The sequence below is a fragment of the Desulfoluna sp. HI9BLuna genome (genome assembly GCF_056829775.1).
The window spans coordinates 1,960,051-1,977,966 of the sequence record NZ_CP186555.1; the positions used below are offsets into that span (position 1 = coordinate 1,960,051).

Sequence of the window (17,916 nt, forward strand, 5' to 3'; positions counted from 1 at the left end):
CACGGAAGGAAAGACCATGGCCGACGTACTGAGCAACAACCTGTTTTTTGTCAAAGAGCATGTAGGCATGTTCAAGGCCGCAAGTAACTTTGATATCTTCGACCCCGAAAACGGCGACACCTGGATGGAGTGCAGGGAAGAGGGACTGGGCTTTTTCACCAAAATGTTCCGATTCACCAAATACAAGACCATGACCCCCTTTAACATCATCATCCGGGACACCGAAGGAAACCAGCTCATCCGAGTCTCCCGGGGGGTCTCCTTCTTTTTGTCCAAGGTAACGGTCTTTGATGAAAACGATGAGATGATAGGCGGGTTCAAGCAGAAGTTCCTCTCCATCGGCGGGGCCTTCAACGTGCTGGATGCCAAGGATGAGACCGTCTGTACCCTCAAGGGGAAATGGACCGGCTGGGATTTCCGTTTTCTCATGGAAGACAGGCAGCTGGCCCATGTCAGCAAAAAATGGGCGGGCATCGGCAAAGAGCTCTTCACCAGCGCCGATAACTACATGCTTGAGATCTCGGACTCGGTTCCCCAAGGCCACATCTCCCGCAAGCTGATCCTGGCAGCGGTCATGTGCATCGACCTGGTCCTCAAAGAGTAAGGGACATCACAAAAAACGCCGCCCCCAGGAGGACTCTCCCCGGGGCGGCGTCTTGATCTCTTTTCTGCAACATAACCTCAGGCACGGTGCGGTCAGTCCATGCCCATCTCCTTTTCCAGCCGTGCGATCTCCTCTTCCAGCTCCTTCTTTTCATCCGGGGTAAGCCCGCCTTGAGCCAGGCGTTTTTTCAGCCCCAGGAGTACCATCTCCTGGCGATAGTCGCCGCAGGTATACGGCGTTCCGGGTTTGCGAGGCGCCATATCACCTACCTTGAAAATTCGTTGTAAATCCGATAAAAAAGGGTGTTTTCCCTCACCCCTTTCTGCAGAATCATGTCGATTTTATCGATGTCCCGGTTGTTCACCACCATGTTCACGCTCTTATGGAACCCCACCATCTCATCGCGGGTGCGGTGGGTGTCGGACATCAGGAACACCGTCGTGTGACGCCGTGTCACCATGGGCTGACGGTTCAGGTAGATCATCACGCCGTTTACGTCTGGGTTCCGGGTGTCGAACATGGCATCCAGCACCACCACGTCGTAGCTGTGGTACCGCATGTTCTTGAGGGCATCCCGGGTGTCCGAGGCCTGGGTCACGCTGTACTCCAGAAGGTCCAGGGCAATGCGCACCTTCTCACGCCTCTCCTCATCCTTGATGCAGACAATGGCCGTGAGCCCGTCCTCTTCCATGAAGTCAAAGGGCCTCTCATCGTCATCGTAGCTGTCTGCCTCTTTTTCGTCGAACCGGATGGCCGGCTTTCGCTCGTCATCCTCTTCAAACCCCATGGCCGTGCCCACGGGCGTCCCACCACGGGGCCCCACAGACAACTTGTTTCCGCACCTGGGGCAACTCAGGGTCAGGGTCCGGTCTTCCGGGACCTTGTCATCGGGGAAATTGAATTTGCCGCCGCACTTTTCACACGTAATATTCATGCTCGCCTCCCGGAACGCCTCACTTCATTTTCTCTTTGTACCCGTGATCGATCTCAAGGGAGTCGATGTCGGTGGTTTTTTCACCCCGGGCGCTCTTGACGGAATCGATGCCGCGCCCCACCACCGCCTTGTGGCTGGCGTAGACCATGGCGGTCTCCTGGGTGATCAGGCCCTGCTCATACAGCTGGACAATGTAATTGTCGAAGGTGGACATCCCGAAGTGCTTGCCCTGCTCCATGACGTCGTCGTAGGTCTTGCCGTCGGACTCGCCGTTTAAGATCAGGTCCTTGACCCTCAGGCTTGTACCCAGGATCTCGAAGGCTGCCACCCGGCCGCCGCCCACCTTGGGCAAAAGGCGCTGGCAGATGATCCAGCGCACCGAGTCGGCAAGCCTCAAGCGAAGCTGCTTCTCCTCCTCGGATTCGAACATCCCCAGGATACGGTTGATGGTTGCACCGGCGTTGTTGGTGTGCAGGGTGGTGAGCACGAGGTGCCCGGTCTCGGCCGCCCGCAACCCGATCTCCACGGTCTCCTTGTCCCGCATCTCCCCCACAAGGACCACCTTGGGGGCCTGGCGGAGTGCCGCCCTCAGGCCGCTTGCAAAGTTTTCGAAATCGCTGCCCAGCTCCCGCTGGTTGAAGGTGGCCATCTTGTGGGCGTGCTGGTATTCGATGGGGTCTTCAAGGGTGATGACGTGCACAGGCCGCGTGGCGTTGATCTCGGAGAGCACGGCGGCAAGGGAGGTGGTCTTACCCGTGCCCGTGGCCCCGGTTACAAAGACGATGCCGTTTAAAAGCTTGGGGACCTCGTAAAACGCCTTGGGAAGGTTCAGCTCCTTCACCGAAGGGACCGTGGTCTCCAGGCGACGCAGCACAATGGAGTAATTGCCCGACTGGGAAAAGATATTGACCCTGAAACGGGCCTTGCCTGGGAGGCTGTACGAAAGGTCGCATGAGCCTGTTCGAATGAGGACCTCGGTCAAGCGTCGGTCCTGCCCGATGAGGTTCATGGCGATCTGCTCGGTCTGAAACGGGGTGAGCTCCTTGATGTCCGGCTCCAGGTCCACCTTGAGCAGCTTGCCCGAACTCTCCACCTGCAGGGGACGCCCCACGGTCAGGTTGAGGTCCGAGACGTTGTTGTGAGAATCGAGCATCCGCGAAAGGATGTAGTCCATCTCCTGTTTTCTCATATCCTACCCTTTTGTAGATGATGGCCTTGGATAACGGCGCCCCGGTTCCCACCGCCCACTCGGAAAAAAACGAGGGCCGCGGAAGGAACCGGGAAGCATCTAAAGCGACGGCATGGCTCGCAGCCTGTCTCAACCGTCGGTGAAATCATCCGGTGCCCCTGCAAGAAGCGGCCTGAACCGCTGCTTGTCGTAGGACTTGCTGTAGGCCTCTTCGGAGCTGATCATGCCCTTGTTGTAGAGCTCCATGATGGAATCGTCCAGGAGCTGCATCCCGAACTTCTGTCCCACCTGGATGGCCGAGGGGATCTGATGGGTCTTGCCCTCCCGGATGAGGTTCCGCACCGCCGGGGTGGCGATCATGATCTCAAGGGCCACGCAGCGGCCCTTGCGGTCGGTGCGCCGGAACAGGGTCTGGGCCACCACCGCGCGGATGCTGTCGGACAGGGTGGAACGCACCTGGGCCTGCTGGTTGGCAGGAAAGACCTCCACCAGGCGATCCACGGTCTTGGGGGCGCTGGAAGTGTGCAGGGTGGCCAGGACCAGGTGGCCCGTGGAGGCCGCCTCAATGGCCAGGCTGATGGTCTCCAGGTCTCGCAATTCGCCCACGAGGATGATGTCCGGGTCCTCCCTCAGGGCCCCCCTGAGCGCGGCGCTGAAGCTCTGGGTGTGGTTGCCCACCTCGCGGTGGTTGATGAGGCAGCCTTTGCTCTGGTGGACAAATTCAATGGGGTCTTCGATGGTGATGATGTGGTCCTGGCGCATGCGGTTGGCCACATCCAGGATGGCGGCCAGGGTGGTGGACTTGCCGCTGCCCGTGGGCCCGGTGACGAGAACCAGCCCCCTGGGCAGGGTGGCGAGACGGGAGATCACCGGGGGAAGCCCCAGCTGCTCGGCGGTCATGATCTGGCTGGGAATCTCCCGGAACACGGCCCCGACCCCGTTTCGCTGCATGAAAAAGTTGGCCCTGTAGCGGGCAAGACCCGGGATTTCATATCCGAAATCTACGTCGCCCGTCTCTTCAAACACCTTGATCTTGCTCTCCGGGGCGATCTCATAGATCATCCCCTTCAGGGTGTTGTTGTCCAGCACCTTGTACTTGACCCGCTCGATTTCGCCATTGATTCGCAGGGCCGGAGGCTGGCCCGCCGCAAGGTGCAGGTCGGACGCACCCTGATCGTGCATCAGCTTAAAGAACGCATCGATTTTTGCCATGGATAATCACTCCTGATTGTGTCAAATCCACGTCATACCGCCGGGGCCCCTTTGATACCCACCGCCCGTTGAGAGACGCTAAAATAAAAATGCGGCTACTAGCCAGGGGGGTCCTACATCATGCCTCGTGCCAGATGATACAGGGAATCCACCAGAAAAATTCTCAAGAAATAAATCGCGGCGATCACCACCAGGGGGGAAAGGTCGATCCCGCCCAGATACGGAATCTTCGAACGAACCCGGTAGAGGACCGGTTCGGTGGCGTTGTGGATAAACCGGACGATGGCGTTGTATGGATCCGGGTTGACCCAGGACAGGACAGCGCGGGCGATCACGACAAACAGGTAAAGGGTCAGGGCCATGTCAAGAACCACGGCCGTGGCTTTGATAAAATTGGCTAAAATAAACATAGATTATTGGCATCACCTTTCGAAAAAGCCTCAAACAGGGAAGACCCCGCTGGCGGGGTCGGAGTGAATAGATATCTTGATAAAAATATGTTATATATCGGCGATAAGTCAAGGTATTTTGTCCGAAAACGCCAGGCTCCACCGCCACCTTCCACGCCGTGAAGCATCGGTTTTTTCCCGGAATTTTATTCCCTTTCCACCTTCAGCAACCCCTTCTCAAGGAGCAGTTCCATGAGCACATCTGACAGTCGCATCGGTTTCATCGGTGCAGGAAACATGGCCGAAGCCATGGCGGGCGCCCTGATCTCATCCGGAAACGTGCAGAGCCGGCAGCTCACCCTCTGCGACCTCAGGCAGGAGCGACTCACCTATCTGGAAACCCAGTACAACGTCCACACCTCCACCTCGGCCGCAGATACCTTTGCCCAGGCCACCACCGTGGTCCTGGCCGTCAAGCCCCAGGGCATGGCGCCTCTCCTCAAGGAACTGCAGGACAAAGGGCTCACCCGGGTCAGCGAGCGAAAACAGATCATCACCATCGCCGCAGGCCTGCCCCTCTCCTTTTATGAAGAAACCCTCTATGACGGCCTCCCCGATGCCTTCGCCGCCCTCCTGCCCATCATGCGCGTCATGCCCAACACCCCGTCCCTGGTTCTGGCGGGCATGTCCGGGCTCTGCGGCAATCGCCACGCCACCGCCGAAGACATGGACCTGGCAGAGGAAGTCCTTTCGGCCATGGGCGATGTGCTGCGCGTCTCCGAAGACCAGATGGACGGGGTCACCGCCGTCTCCGGCTCCGGGCCCGCCTACTTCTTCTACGTGGTGGAGGCCATGATCAACACCGCCAGAGAGATGGGTTTTGACGGCGAAGCCGCCAAACGACTGGCCTTAGGAACCATCAACGGCGCCGCAAAGCTGCTTCTGGCAAGTGACGACGAACCCGAAGACCTCCGCCGGAAGGTCACATCCCCCGGGGGCACCACCGAGGCAGCCATCAACGAGATGAAAGCCCGGGGCGTGGCAGACGGCATTCGGGAAGGGATGCTTGCCGCGGCACGAAGGTCCCGAGAATTAAAAGAAGAGATAGGATAGGGGCTAAGGGCTAAGGGCTAAGGGCTAAGGGCTAAGGGCTAAGGGCTAAGGGCTAAGGGCTAAGGGCTAAGGGCTAAGGGCGTAAATCTCATCTGCCACGGCCTGTCAATAGAGCGTGCCTGGTTTTTTCTGCGATTTCCACCAAAGAACCGGATGCAGACAAGGCCACTGGATGTGAGGCTTGGCACAGGCACGGCCCTTTTATCCTCCGGCCCTGTTGCCAAAAAGTGCGGCCTTCTATATGATCCCCGGACCGAATTGAGCGTGTTCGCACACCGTTATTAGTGTTTCATCAGGGACTCCGGGAGATCGACCATGGGATTCAAAGTGGCAGTCATCGCCGTGTACGCGGCCGTCATCGCCTTTGTGGGCATCATCAACCTCAAGAAAAACAGCTCCTTCGGGGATTTCTTCCTCGGCGGGCGGGCCATCGGCCCGTGGATGAGCGCCTTCACCTATGCCACCGCCTACTTCTCTGCAGTGCTCTTCATCGGCTTTGCCGGAAAAATCGGATGGGGCTTCGGCTACTCCGGCCTCTGGATCGCCCTGGGCAACGCCTTTGTGGGGGTCTTCGGGGTCTGGTACTTCATGGGCAGCCGCATCCGCCGCATGACCGAAGAGCTCTGCGTTCACACCATGCCCGAATTCTTCGAGGCCCGTTACAAAAGCCCGGCCTTCAAGCTCCTGGCCTCCTGCGCCGTCTTTGTCTTTTTCATCCCCTACACCTCGGCGGTGTTCATGGGGCTGAGCTACCTCTTTCAGTCCAACTTCCAGCTGCCCTACACCCTGGCCCTGGTTCTCATGGGCGGGTTCACCGCCCTTTACATGAGCATGGGCGGGTATCGTGCCATGGCCTCCCTGGACGTGCTCTTCGGCATGATCATGTTGGCCGGGGTCCTCACCCTCCTGGGCTTTACCGTCAAGGCAGGGGGCGGCCTTGAGAACCTCACCGCCTCCCTTGCCGCCGTCGACCCCAGACTCACGGCCCCTGTGGGCCCTCCGGGTGCCTGGCCCCTCTTCTGCCTGGTCTTTCTCACCAGTGCGGCCCCCTTCTGCATGCCACAGCTGGTCCAGAAGTTCTACGCCATCCGGGATGACCGAGCCATCAAGGTGGGGATGGTGGCCTCCACCTTCTTTGCCCTGCTCATCGGCGGCATCGCCTACTTCACCGGGGCCACGGCCCGGGTCTTCCTGACCCCTGCCAACACCCCCGGGGCCTTCAAAGGCGGAAAACCCCTTTTCGATGCCCTGATGCCCGAGCTCCTGGCCAACGTCATTCCCGACTCCCTGTCGGTCCTCATGCTCCTTCTGGTCCTCTCCGCCTCCATGAGCACCCTGGCCGCCCTGGTGCTTATCTCCAGCTCCTCTTTGGTCAAGGACATTTACCAGGGGTTTCTCAACAACGACGCAACCGAGAAAGGACTGACCCTCTTCATGCGCGGGGCCAGCATCTTTTTTGTGGTGGTCTCCGTGGCCCTGGCCTGGATGCGCCCGGCCACCATCGTGGCCATCCTCGGCATCTCCTGGGGCGCCATCGGCTCCCTCTTCCTCGGCCCCTTTATCTGGGGGCTCTTTGTGAAAGGATCCCCGGTCCACGGCAGGGGCGCCATGGCCGCGGCTCTGCTCTCCCTTGCCTTGTGTATCGGCCTCTACGCCACCGGCACCAGCTCCCCGGAAGCCGGCACCCTGGGCATGCTCTGCTCCCTGGCTGCAACGCCCCTTTTGGGCCTGCTGCTGCCGGAAAAGTAACCATTACGGACACGATTCTGCTATTCCTGGCCTCCGGCGGACCTGCCGGGGGCCTTTAACAAACAGGTTCTCACAGGCAAAAACCCCTTACCGCACCACGGAGCCCCCATGATGTCTTCACGTCTCAACGGGTTTGGTTTCCTTGCCGGACAACCCCACCCCGACCCCCAGCGCAAAACCCTTCTCTTCATTCACGGTGCCGCACAGAACAGCCGATTCTGGGAGGCACAGGTCAGCGGGCTGGCCACGGGCTTCAACACCGTGGCCCTGGACCTTCCCGGCCACTGCCGCAGCCAGGGTCCCCTGTACACCTCCGTTGAGGAGATGGCCTCAGCCGTCCTGGAGTTTATGGATGGGGCCGGGCTCCCCTCGGTGGTTCCCTGCGGCCTCAGCATGGGGGGCGGCATCGTCCTTCAGCTTCTCCTGGACCACCCGTCCCGGTTTCCCGAAGCCATCCTGGCCAACACCGGGGCGCGCCTTCGGGTCCTGCCCGACATTCTCGAGGCGGCCCGGTCCAACTACGACGCCTACCAAAAGGCCCTGTTTCACTTTGTCGTGCCCGAACCCCGGCGCACACCGGGGCTCAAGGCCGCCCTGGACGTGGCCACGGAGACAGGCAACGCCGCGGCCGTGGCCGACCTGTCGGCCTGCGACGCCTTTGACGTGATGGACCGCCTCCCGGAAATCCGAAGCCGTGTGCTTGTCCTTGCCGCAGAAAAAGATATCTCCACCCCCCTAAAGTACGGACGCCTTTTGAGCGATAAGATACCCGATGCATCTATGAAAGTGATTCAAGGGTGCGGCCATTTCTCCCCCATGGAATCCCCGGAGGAGTTCAATAATCACATTGCGACGTTTCTCGCTTGATGCGGCATAAGGTTCGCGGCACATTCAGCCCGGCCCCGGAACCGCCTCTTTTTCCGAGCGTTTCCATCCCCGGGCGGCACCATGATGTCCCCCCCTTGCGGCGTCGTCCTCTTTTGATCACCCTGGAGTGTCGAGTCAATGAAAGTCACATGCAGCGGATGCGGCAAAAGCTATACTGTAAACGATGAAAAAATCCCGGAGGGACGACGGATCGACATTCCCTGCCCGGGATGCAGCACCCCCATCGTGGTGGAAAAACAGGAAACCGCTCACACACACCACGGCCTGCCCGACCACGGCGAAGCCCTGCTCAAAAAAATCGTCCGTGAATCAAGGGCCCTGCCCCCCATGCCCGAGGTCATGGGACGGGCCCTTCGCGTGCTGTCCGACGAAACCTGTGGATTCAACGAAATCGGTGCGGTCATCAACACCGACCAGGCCCTGGCCACACGGGTCCTGAAAATCGCCAACTCCGCCTATTACAGCCTGAGCGTCCCGGTCTCCACGGTCAAGCAGGCGGCCGCCATCATGGGCTGCCAGGCCATCTCGGACTTGATCACCGTGGTCAGCACCTCCAAGATGCTGGGAAAAAACCTGGCGGGTTACCGCCTCTCCTCCCGACACCTCTGGGAACACAGCCTGGCCTGCGCTTACACCTCCAGGCTCATTGCCGAGGCAAAAAGCCCCTCCCTTGCCAACGACGCCTTCAACGCCGGGTTGATCCACGACTCCGGCCTGCTGATGCTTGATCCCTTCATCGGCATGCTCAAGCCCGCTTTCGACGAAGCCATGAAGCGGAACCACACCACCTTCTGCGACGCGGAAAACGAACTCTTCGGGTTCACCCACGCCGAAGTCGCAGGCCTCTTCTTCCAAAAATGGAACCTGCCCAGGGTGCAGACCGAAGCGATTCGCTTCCAGCACACCCCGGATGAGGGAAACAGCCCCCTGGCCCACATCATCCACGTGGCCGATGCCCTGGCCATGCGATCCATGGAGAGTCCCGACCCCACAGGGGCCCACAGCCGTATGAGCCCCGACTCGGTCAAAGAGCTCGGCCTCACCCCCGAAGAGCTGGAAGAGATCGCGGCCAAGGCCAAAGAGGCGGTGGCCTCGGTCACCCAGTCCCTGGCGTGAGGTCCCGGGTCCCATTAAAGGGGCAAAACCGGAGACACGACAAAAAAAATCACGTGCCACGTCTTGCCGGGCAACCCGCTGTGGGAACGGGATTTTTGGCGTTTCCGCAGTGGCCACCATGGCATTTCGGGCTCTGGCTGCAAAAATTCCGATTGACAGACCCACCCCATTTTCCCTATGTAAAGAGCCACGCGTCACCGGAACATCATCATGGACGCCACCCGATTTCGGGGCTGTAGCTCAGCTGGGAGAGCGCATGACTGGCAGTCATGAGGTCAGGGGTTCGATCCCCCTCAGCTCCACCAAATACAAAAAGCCTGCTGATCAGACGATCAGCAGGCTTTTTTTGTTTGAAGCCACCCACAGCCCCGGGCCTCAGCCCCCGCTCTTTTTGAAAAACACCCACACCGCAGAGAAAAAGTAGACCACCGCCAGCCCCGCCAGGATGGCGACATCCTTTGCCACATCCCCAAGGCCCGCCCCCATGGTGGAGACCCTCAAAAACCCGTCGATGCCTGCCGTACTCGGGATCCCATAGGAAACGATTCTCAGCCAGAGGGGAAAAACCTCCACCGGCCAGGAGATGCCGGAGAGAAAAATCGCCGGCATGGAGGTGCCGATGAGCACAAAGAGGCTGGTCTCCCGATGGGGAAAAAGCACCGAAAGGGTCAGGGCAAACAGAATGACGGATACGAGAAACAGGGCCATGACCACAGCCATCTCACACACCGCCCCGCGCGCAACAAACCGGTAGAACCGATGCAGCACCCCGAAATAGACCAGGGCGTGGATGCTGTAGAGGAGCAGGTAGGCTGCCAGTTTGGACGACACAGCCTGCACGGCCCCCAAAAGCCCTGGCCCTGCGGAAAACCAGGAGCTGTCCCCGGCCTCGGACCGGGCACCGGCCACCATCCCCACCCCCATGAGCAGGGTCTGCTGGAGAATCAGGGCAAAGACCAGGGGCACCACGTAGGTGCCGTACCCCCCTGCGGGGTTAAAGAGCTGCACCGTCTGAAGCGGCAGGGGCTCCATGGCAGAAAAGGCCGCTTCTTCGCTCAGCCCCGCCGCCGTCAGGCGCTTCATCTCGATGCCCGCCGACAGGGTCTTGGAAGCGACCAGCAGCCCGGTGGCCACCTGGCGGTAGGTGAAAAAACTCAAGGCCTCGCTCCAGACGGCTACCTCAGCCTTTGCCCCTTTGAGCACCTTGCCCTGGAACCCCTCGGGCACAAGGAAGATCCCCTGAACCTCCCCGGCCCGGCACAGGGCCTTGGCACGTTCAAGGGTGGGGGCCCGGACAGCCACCCGCACCCTGTCCCCGGCACCTGCCATGCGGATCAACTGGCGGGAGAGACTGGTGTGATCCAGGTCCACCACAACCACCGGCACATGGTCCTGCACCTCCGGTGAATAGGGGTAAGGATAAAAAAACGCGTACAGCACCACCGAACCCAGCAGCAACAGACGGGTGGCGGAGTCCCCCAAGGCCAGGCTCAACTCGCCTGCAATCAATCGAAACCAGTTCATGACAACCCTCCCGGTGCCTGGCCCGCTGCCGACAGCCTCTGGCAAAGCCTGGCCCAGGCCGGGACACCGCACGCCAGCCCGATGGCCACAAAGGCCAAAAGGGTGCCTGCGGACCCGTCAAAGGCGAGGCCCTTCAAGGCCTGTTCGTTGATCAGCCGCACCATGTGCGTCAGCGGCAAGGTGGCGTGCCAGACCCGCGCAGGAAGGGGCATGGCCGCCGCCGGAAAGGTGACCCCGGCAAAGACAAAGGCCGAGCCCGCGTAAAGGCTCATCATGCTCACCGCCTTGGCAAGGCCTCCGGTAAAGGCCACCAGAAAAAGGGCGGCGGCCTGGCAGGCCGCAACAAAAAGAACGGTGCCCCCCATGAGGGTGGCCACCCGCTGGGGGCGAGGAAGCTCCATGGCCCCGAAAAAAAAGGCCAACATGGCCCAGCACACCAGAGTGAACCAGAGCGTCTGGGGCGCAAGCTTTCCAAAGAGGGCTGCATGAACCCGCCCCTCGGATGCCCGGAGCCAGGCCAGCACGGTCTCCGATTTCATCTCCCTGCCCACGCTCCACACCGTGGCGCTCATGATAAAAATCTTCATGAGAAAGGGGCAGATGGCTGCATACAGATACCATCGGTAATCAAGGTTGGGATTATAAAGGACACGGGAGGCCACATGGATGCCGTCAAGGCGCTCCCTGGCCCGGACCTCGGGCATCCCCTTTGCCAGGTTCACCCTCAGCTTCACCCCGGCCGAGGCCCCGGAGAAGACCTTCAGCATGGCCCGCTTGATAACCCCGGCCGGCAGCATGATCTGATTGTTGATGTAAAACCGGGACACCGGCGCCCTTCCGGCCACCACCTCCCTCTCCATGCCCTCGGCAAGAACCAGAAGCCCGTAGGCCCTGCCCGAGAGGATGGCACGGCGACCCGCCTCCGGGTCGGCCACCGGAACAACGGCCATGGAGGAGGTGGCCTCCACCATACGAACCATAGAACGGGAGAGGACGGTCCTGTCCTGATCGCATACGGCCACCGGCAGGTTTTCCGGGCTTCCCTGGCGGAACAGGGCGGTGAACAGAATCAGGGCGGCAAGGGGAAACCCGACGGTCAGCAGCCGAAAGAGCCGGTCGCTGAGAAAGGCGTCCCGCTCCCGGGCCACCACCTTTGCAACACGCGTCATGGCCTTCACCTCAGCTGCCCATGTCCCAGGCCACCACCGCGCTCATGCCGGGGCGCAGCCCCTCAACCCCGTCTTGGGGCACAGCCCGCACCTCAAAGGTCTTCATGTCGAAGTCCCCGGTGGCCTTGGTGGCGTGCCAGGTGGCAAAGGCCCCCAGGGCCGCAATGTGATTGACCGTCAGGGTGACCTCCCGGTTGCCCAGGGCGGGAATCTTCGCACGCAGGGTGCTGCCCATGCGGATCCCTGCCAGCAGGTCCTCCCGCAGGTTGAAGGTCACCCACACATCGGCCAGGTCCACCAGGGTCACCACAGGACAACCGGTAGCGGCAAGTTCCCCGGGGTCCACCACGATATCCGACACCTCGGCGGCCCGCGGCGCCGCAAGGCGGGTCTCCTCCTCAAAGGCTTCGGCCTCGGCCAAAGCACCTGAAGCCCTGCTTACCATGGCCAGGGCCGCCTCCTTGTCCTCTTCCCGGGCGCCTTTCTCGGCCATCTCATAGGCTGCACGCGCCGCCTCTGCGCTGCGACGGGCCGCTTCGAGCTGCGCAAAGGCCTCGTCGAGCTTCTGGGCAGGCAGGACCCCGTCGGCGTGAAGCTTTGCCACACGGGCATGGGTCTTTTTGGCCAGGGTCAGCCCTGCCTCGGCTTTGCGCCACAGGTTACGGGCCGCCCGGACCTCCTCTTCCCTTGCCCCCCGGTTGGCCTTGGTGAGCTGGGCGTTGGCCCCTTCCACCGCGGCCCGGGCCTGACGAACCCTGGCCCTTATCTCCGGGCTGTCGATGACAAACAGGGGCTGCCCCTTGACCACCCGTTCCCCGCGGGCAACAAAGACCTCGGAGACACGCCCCGGCACCTTGGAAGCCACATCAATCCGGGTGGCGTCCACTTCCCCCTGGACCACCAGGGGAGCGGGGTTCATGCCCAAAAGGCACACAGCCCCCACGGTGGCCGCCAGCCCCACCAGAACCATTGTCCATGCTGCGTAGGGTTTCTTCATCAAAAGGTCACCTCCAGTTCCTTGTCGTTGCGATAGGTATGAAACGCCTGGGTCAGCCCCGCCGTTTCCAGGAGCCGTGCCAGGGCCACGTCGTATTCGTAAACAGCCAGGAGCTGCGTGATCACTACCCCGGACAGGGTGAGCCGGGCATCCACCACATCCAGGGAGGTGGCATAGCCTTCCTCAAAGGCCCGTGTCTGGACTCGAACGGCCTCCCTGGCCAGAGCCCGTGAGGTTTTCAAAGCGTCGTACTGCTCCACCTGGGCCAGCACCTCGCAGTAGAGTTTCTCCGTCATGGTTGCGATGTCCCGTTTTGCCTGGGCGGATATGTGCGCCACCCGGGAGGTCTGGACACGGGCAGATCGAAGGCGATTCACCGAAGAGAACCCTTCAAAAAGAGACATCTCCATCCCCACACCCGCCGCCCACTCTGGCTCAAGCATGGTCAGGTCGTCCGTCACCAGCTCCTGCCTGGCAAAAAGATAAACCTTGGGGAGCAAGGCCCCTTTCTCCGCCTTGACCCCGGCCCTGGCCTGCACACCCTTTTCATCGATTTGCTGTAGCATCGGGTTCAAGCGAAGGGCCGCAGAGACAAAGTAATCCATGGGCTCAATGTCCCGGGTCAGAAACAGAGGGGAGACAGGATGAATCGCCCCGGGTCCTCCCTGCTCTTCGGCCAGAAGGTTCGCAAGGGCTGTTTCTGCGATGTCCCGGTCCCGCACAGACCGCTTCAACAGGCGCTCGGCTTCGGCCCGGGCCACCTCCGCGTGGAGACGCTCCGAACGGGAAATCATCCCCTGGGCCTCCAGCTGCCTGGCCTCAGACACATGCTGCTCCATCCCCTTTAAATACGCGGCACGGGCATCCACCACCTTTTTTGCAAAGCGAAGGCCGTAGTAACGCGTCACCATATCCCGCATCAACCGGCTGCCTGTCTCCCGAAGCCTGGCATCCGACTCCTGGACCCGGGATGAGGCCGCCTGGTTGGCCGCCTGGATCCGCCCCCCCGCATACAGGGGCAACGAAGCGGTGATACGCCCTTTGACAAAGGTGTCGTCCTGGACAAGCATCGAATTTAACGTTATTGGGGCAACATCGTTTCCCGTTAGCTTTTTCATCAGACCGCCCAAAGTATCCGGCATCTCAATAGGCGGAATATCGATCTCAATGGGCTCATCGATGCGCGTCCAGCGCATGGAGGCTTTCACCGAGGGCAGATGAAGGCCGAAAGCCGCCTCCTTTTCATAGGTTTTGGCCGCTTTCTCCTCCCGGGCCGCGGCCAGGGTGTCGTTGCCCGCTTCCATGCGGGAGAGGGCCTCATCCAGGGTCAAGTCACCGGCTGCGGCCACGGCAGCCCAGCACCACGCTACCGTCAGAAACCACGGGATCCATTTCAAGCCTCGTCGCCACCGTCCCATCACACCAGCACTCCTCGTCGGATCATGGCCTTGATGTGGGTGCGCAGGGTGGCCCAGTCGTTCTCCCGGTCACTTGTGACCCGCTCGTACAGGATCTTTCGGATGCCCCCCAGAATAAAATCGCAGATCACCTCCCCGGGAAGGTGGGGATTCACCACCCCCTGGGCCTGCCCCTCCGTCAGTATGGAGAGAAAGGCCCCCTGGAACTCGGTGTAATGGCGAGCAAAGCTCACCTCTTTGTTTTTCATGAAATTATTGAATTCGTTGGCAAACACGATGATCAGATTCCGATCTTCGGTAAGCACGTCGAAGATCAGGTCGATGGCTGCTTCCAGCTTCTCCAGGGGACTCAGGTCCTCCCGGGTGGCCAGGGGCATGAGACCGGCCCAGTCCTTTTTCCAGAGCACCTCGAAAATCCGGTCGAGGATATGGTCCTTGTCGCTGTAGTACGTATAGAGGCTCCCCGCACTCACCCCGGCCACCTCAGCGATCTTTGCCATCTTGGCCTTGTGGAAACCGTACTCGCTGATCACCTCGATGGCCGCCTTGTGGATGGCCTGCTCTTTGTCGACACTGACTGCCACGTTTCTCTCCTCCCGACGGATGGGGCTGTGTGGCCCCAAATTTGAACCACCGTTCAATATATGGACGCATGATGCCCCCATCGTCCCAATGGGCTCGGCTGTAAGGGCCCCATGAAGCCCTGTCAAGCGCGCACCATTTTATTACATAATTAGGGTTCTGTAGGTTCAAACGTGATCCATGGCCCCCATGGTCTTCACCATAGCTGAGGCTGTGGAGGCGTCATTGAACTTTGAATCATGATTCAATCTAAGGTCATCCACTTCCCCTGTAAAGGGGCGAACGGCGTTTTTTTTCTGGATCTCGGCTCCCTGATCCGATAGGCTCCCCCTTGGATTCCCTGACGGGGAACCATTTTGTAATCCATCGGCCTGTGGTATGATAAATCGTACCTTTACTGAAAGCGCCACGCCCCCTCTCCTTGGTTTCGGAAGGGACGAAACCCGACGGTTTCACCCAACAATGGTGCGCCTGATTCAGATGCGGTCTCCCCGACGCCGGTGCCCGAAATGCCTCAAGGGCACCTTGGTGGATTATTCGCCGTTCGTGACCGTACCCAGCGGAGAAGCGACAGACACCGCTTCAGGCTTCCCAAGGCCATCACCGCCATACGCCGCGCGACAATCCTGAGGCCTCTTGAAGGAACGCACCATGGAGATGCAACTCAAAACCACCCGAATCCTGGTCGTGGACGACGACCCGGCAACCCTCCTGCTTCTCAAAAAAACCATTGAAAAACAGGGCGCCCAGTGCCTCACGGCCACCTCCGGGGAGGAGGCCCTTACCGTCATGCGCACGACGCCCATGGACCTGGTGCTCACCGACATCCACATGCCGGGCATGGGAGGGCTGAGCTTCCTGAAGCAGCTCAAGGAAGAGATTCCGGTGGACGTGGTGGTCATGACCGGAGACATCAAGGGGTTTCGATACGACACCATCATCCACATGGGCGCCGTGGACTTCCTGGTCAAACCCCTGGAACTCAACGAGGTGGTCTTGAGACTGCAACGGGTGATCCGGGAGCGGCGCCTCATGCGCGAGCTGGAGATGGCCCACGCCACCATCAAGCACTCCTACCTCGATACGGTACGACGCCTCGTGGTGGCAGCCGAGCACAAAGACGAGGGCACCGGGGACCACATCGTCCGCATGGGCGACTACTGCGTTCTCCTGGCCAGCCTGATGGACCTCTCCGATGACTTCATCGAGCGGTTGCGCTACGCGTCCCCCATGCACGACATCGGGAAAATCGGGATCCCCGACGCCATTTTGTCCAAACCCGGCCGCCTCACAGACGACGAGTTCGATATTATCAAGACCCACACCACCATTGGCGCCAAGATCCTTGCCAACTCCAGTTCCGAGGTCATCCGCCTCGGCCGGGACATTGCCTTGTCCCACCACGAACGCTGGGACGGCACCGGCTACCCCAGAGGCATCAAGGGCGAGGCCATCCCCCTGGCCGGCCGCATCGTCTGCGCCGCCGACGTGTTCGACACCCTCACATCGCGACGCCCCTACAAATCCATCTACCCGCCCCATGTGGTCTACGAATTCTTTGAAAAACAGCGCGAAGAACACTTCGATCCCGCCCTGGCCACCCTTATCCTGGACAACTTCGACCACTTCATCGCCCTGGCCAACCTGAACCAGACCGACCCCTACCCCGGAGACTCGGATCTCTTCCGCCTGAGCGAGCGGGATATAGCGGAGATGCGTTAGACCGGATTTTTCACGAGCCGAGTACACCCGTATTGAAGGCACCAGAGCGCAGAAGGCAGGGTGAATTCGGCTCTCCCCAAGGGCGGCAAAATCAATCAGGTAACCGTGAATGGCAGGCGGCAATGCATCATGTGGCTCTCATCCCGGCTGTTTTCCCATGAACGATCCCCCCCCATGGGGTGGTAAGCCGTGAGGAAGCCTTTGGGTGTGTTTGCGGCCCCATCCACCGATACGATCATCTCGCCCCCTCTCCCCATGGTACGAACAACTGCTCTGCCCCCGTGCCGACAGACAGTTAACGCCGTTCGTATCAACGATCCCGGATCACGCACTATCAACATAACCCCCCTGAAAAACAACCACATACCAACTATTCATTTGCGTTCCCATATCCTCCGCTGTACTATATGGTTTACAAATCACAGCGCTTTTGATTGGTATATGAGCCATCCAATGCACCGCCGAAAAGAGGGTGCATTTATAAGTAACGAAATCAACGAATTGGTCCCCCCGGACAAACCATTCCATACAGCAGAGACTCGAAAACAACTCAAACCCCGGCTACTGAAAACATGACTCCTAAACAACTCAACCCCATGGCAAGTGCTGCCCTTCGTTTTACGTTTTATATTCTTTTTCTTGGAACCATGGTCCTTCTGGTGACCTGGGAAGCCAGGAGACAGCCCGGAGAAGTTCTCTTTAATGAAAACTCCATTCTGGAAAGCCTCCAGGCCATCCTGCTGTTCCTCACGGCTGCCTCAGCCTACCTGGCAGGCCACATCAACGAATCCGACACACCCCTGGCCTCGCTCCTGGTGGGCATCGCCAGCATTGCCGCCATCCGTGAATTCGACTTTGCCCTGGACCGATATGTTTTTGACGGTGCATGGCAAGCCCTGGCTCTCCTTGTCGCCATCCTCACCTTTGCCCTTGCCTGGCACCACCGGAAGGAATTGAAAGACGCCGTCCTCAGCTTTCTCAGCCGTCCCAGCTTCGGCGTCATGGCCTCAGGGGCCCTCACGGTCCTGGTATTCTCACGCCTCATGGGCCGCCAGGTACTCTGGAAGGCAGTGATGCACGAAGAGTACATACGGTCCGTCAAAAACGCGGTGGAAGAGAGCTGCGAGCTTTTGGGCTACTGCCTGATCTTCTTCGGAACCCTGGAACTTCTTCACGAAGCGTTCCTGTCCCGGAAAAAGGCCCGCCAAACCAGGTCCGAGCAGACGTCCCAGACAACGAATCCGGACAAGGCATCGCCGTACCTTCGAAAGAACTCCGAGCTTCACGTATAACGGTTCCACCGTCCGCGA

At 60.1% G+C, this 17,916-nt stretch carries 18 protein-coding genes and 1 tRNA gene; 8 read left to right on the forward strand and 11 right to left on the reverse strand.

Translation table 11 applies throughout. The annotated features are described in order from the left end of the window. Positions 1-16 precede the first annotated feature (16 nt). Positions 17-604, forward strand: coding sequence for an LURP-one-related family protein (locus ACOYW0_RS07800; RefSeq protein WP_180142933.1), 588 nt, complete (start codon positions 17-19; stop codon positions 602-604). Positions 605-696: 92 nt separating this feature from the next. Here ACOYW0_RS07800 and ACOYW0_RS07805 read toward each other — a convergent pair whose 3' ends face one another. The 5 genes from ACOYW0_RS07805 to ACOYW0_RS07825 form a co-directional block, all read right to left on the reverse strand. After that, a complete protein-coding gene (locus tag ACOYW0_RS07805) occupies positions 697-864 on the reverse strand; it encodes a hypothetical protein (protein WP_482417964.1) in 168 nt (55 codons plus the stop codon). Between the two features lie 5 nt (positions 865-869). Continuing rightward, positions 870-1,538: a zinc-ribbon domain-containing protein gene (locus ACOYW0_RS07810; protein WP_482417965.1), complete on the reverse strand. Its 669-nt coding sequence runs from the start codon at positions 1,536-1,538 to the stop codon at positions 870-872. 19 nt (positions 1,539-1,557) lie between these two features. Then, positions 1,558-2,727 (reverse strand): type IV pilus twitching motility protein PilT, encoded by a 1,170-nt coding sequence (locus ACOYW0_RS07815; protein ID WP_482417966.1) that lies wholly within the window; start codon positions 2,725-2,727, stop codon positions 1,558-1,560. 129 nt (positions 2,728-2,856) lie between these two features. Continuing rightward, positions 2,857-3,939: a type IV pilus twitching motility protein PilT gene (locus ACOYW0_RS07820; protein ID WP_482417967.1), complete on the reverse strand. Its 1,083-nt coding sequence runs from the start codon at positions 3,937-3,939 to the stop codon at positions 2,857-2,859. Positions 3,940-4,052: 113 nt separating this feature from the next. Further along, positions 4,053-4,349, reverse strand: a complete 297-nt coding sequence (locus tag ACOYW0_RS07825; protein ID WP_482417968.1) for a YggT family protein — start codon at positions 4,347-4,349, stop codon at positions 4,053-4,055. 231 nt (positions 4,350-4,580) lie between these two features. On the opposite strand from ACOYW0_RS07825, the gene proC reads away from it, so the two are divergent. The 5 genes from proC to ACOYW0_RS07850 all read left to right on the forward strand — a co-directional run bounded on the left by proC (position 4,581) and on the right by ACOYW0_RS07850 (position 9,499). After that, entirely contained in the window at positions 4,581-5,441 is an 861-nt protein-coding gene (gene proC, locus ACOYW0_RS07830) for a pyrroline-5-carboxylate reductase (protein ID WP_482417969.1), read from the forward strand. Positions 5,442-5,756: 315 nt separating this feature from the next. Beyond that, positions 5,757-7,190 (forward strand): sodium:solute symporter family protein, encoded by a 1,434-nt coding sequence (locus tag ACOYW0_RS07835; RefSeq protein WP_482417970.1) that lies wholly within the window; start codon positions 5,757-5,759, stop codon positions 7,188-7,190. A 108-nt stretch (positions 7,191-7,298) separates the two neighbouring features. Then, positions 7,299-8,057 carry an alpha/beta fold hydrolase gene (locus tag ACOYW0_RS07840; RefSeq protein ID WP_482417971.1) on the forward strand — a complete coding sequence of 253 codons (759 nt, stop codon included), beginning with the start codon at positions 7,299-7,301 and terminating at the stop codon, positions 8,055-8,057. A 138-nt stretch (positions 8,058-8,195) separates the two neighbouring features. Continuing rightward, positions 8,196-9,194 (forward strand): HDOD domain-containing protein, encoded by a 999-nt coding sequence (locus tag ACOYW0_RS07845; protein ID WP_482417972.1) that lies wholly within the window; start codon positions 8,196-8,198, stop codon positions 9,192-9,194. A 229-nt stretch (positions 9,195-9,423) separates the two neighbouring features. Then, a tRNA-Ala gene (locus ACOYW0_RS07850) sits at positions 9,424-9,499 on the forward strand. Between the two features lie 70 nt (positions 9,500-9,569). Here the strand turns inward: ACOYW0_RS07850 and ACOYW0_RS07855 are convergent. The 6 genes from ACOYW0_RS07855 to ACOYW0_RS07880 form a co-directional block, all read right to left on the reverse strand. Next, positions 9,570-10,718, reverse strand: coding sequence for an ABC transporter permease (locus tag ACOYW0_RS07855; protein ID WP_482417973.1), 1,149 nt, complete (start codon positions 10,716-10,718; stop codon positions 9,570-9,572). After that, positions 10,715-11,887, reverse strand: coding sequence for an ABC transporter permease (locus ACOYW0_RS07860; protein WP_482417974.1), 1,173 nt, complete (start codon positions 11,885-11,887; stop codon positions 10,715-10,717). The genes ACOYW0_RS07855 and ACOYW0_RS07860 overlap by 4 nt, the downstream gene beginning before the upstream one ends. A gap of 10 nt (positions 11,888-11,897) precedes the next feature. Then, the gene (locus ACOYW0_RS07865; RefSeq protein WP_482417975.1) at positions 11,898-12,884 is read right to left on the reverse strand and encodes an HlyD family secretion protein; all 987 of its coding nucleotides are present in this window, start codon (positions 12,882-12,884) and stop codon (positions 11,898-11,900) included. Continuing rightward, positions 12,884-14,302 (reverse strand): TolC family protein, encoded by a 1,419-nt coding sequence (locus tag ACOYW0_RS07870; RefSeq protein ID WP_482417976.1) that lies wholly within the window; start codon positions 14,300-14,302, stop codon positions 12,884-12,886. The genes ACOYW0_RS07865 and ACOYW0_RS07870 overlap by 1 nt, the downstream gene beginning before the upstream one ends. Next, positions 14,302-14,886: a TetR/AcrR family transcriptional regulator gene (locus ACOYW0_RS07875; RefSeq protein WP_482417977.1), complete on the reverse strand. Its 585-nt coding sequence runs from the start codon at positions 14,884-14,886 to the stop codon at positions 14,302-14,304. Before ACOYW0_RS07875 ends, ACOYW0_RS07870 begins: the two co-directional genes overlap by 1 nt. Before the next feature lie 165 nt (positions 14,887-15,051). After that, the gene (locus ACOYW0_RS07880; protein ID WP_482417978.1) at positions 15,052-15,294 is read right to left on the reverse strand and encodes a hypothetical protein; all 243 of its coding nucleotides are present in this window, start codon (positions 15,292-15,294) and stop codon (positions 15,052-15,054) included. A gap of 241 nt (positions 15,295-15,535) precedes the next feature. Between ACOYW0_RS07880 and ACOYW0_RS07885 the strand changes: the two genes are divergently transcribed. Together ACOYW0_RS07885 and ACOYW0_RS07890 are read left to right on the forward strand one after the other, a co-directional pair. After that, complete coding sequence (locus ACOYW0_RS07885) at positions 15,536-16,606, forward strand: HD-GYP domain-containing protein (protein ID WP_482417979.1); 1,071 nt, start codon at positions 15,536-15,538, stop codon at positions 16,604-16,606. Between the two features lie 572 nt (positions 16,607-17,178). Beyond that, positions 17,179-17,898, forward strand: a complete 720-nt coding sequence (locus tag ACOYW0_RS07890) for a hypothetical protein (protein ID WP_482417980.1) — start codon at positions 17,179-17,181, stop codon at positions 17,896-17,898. Positions 17,899-17,916 lie beyond the last annotated feature (18 nt).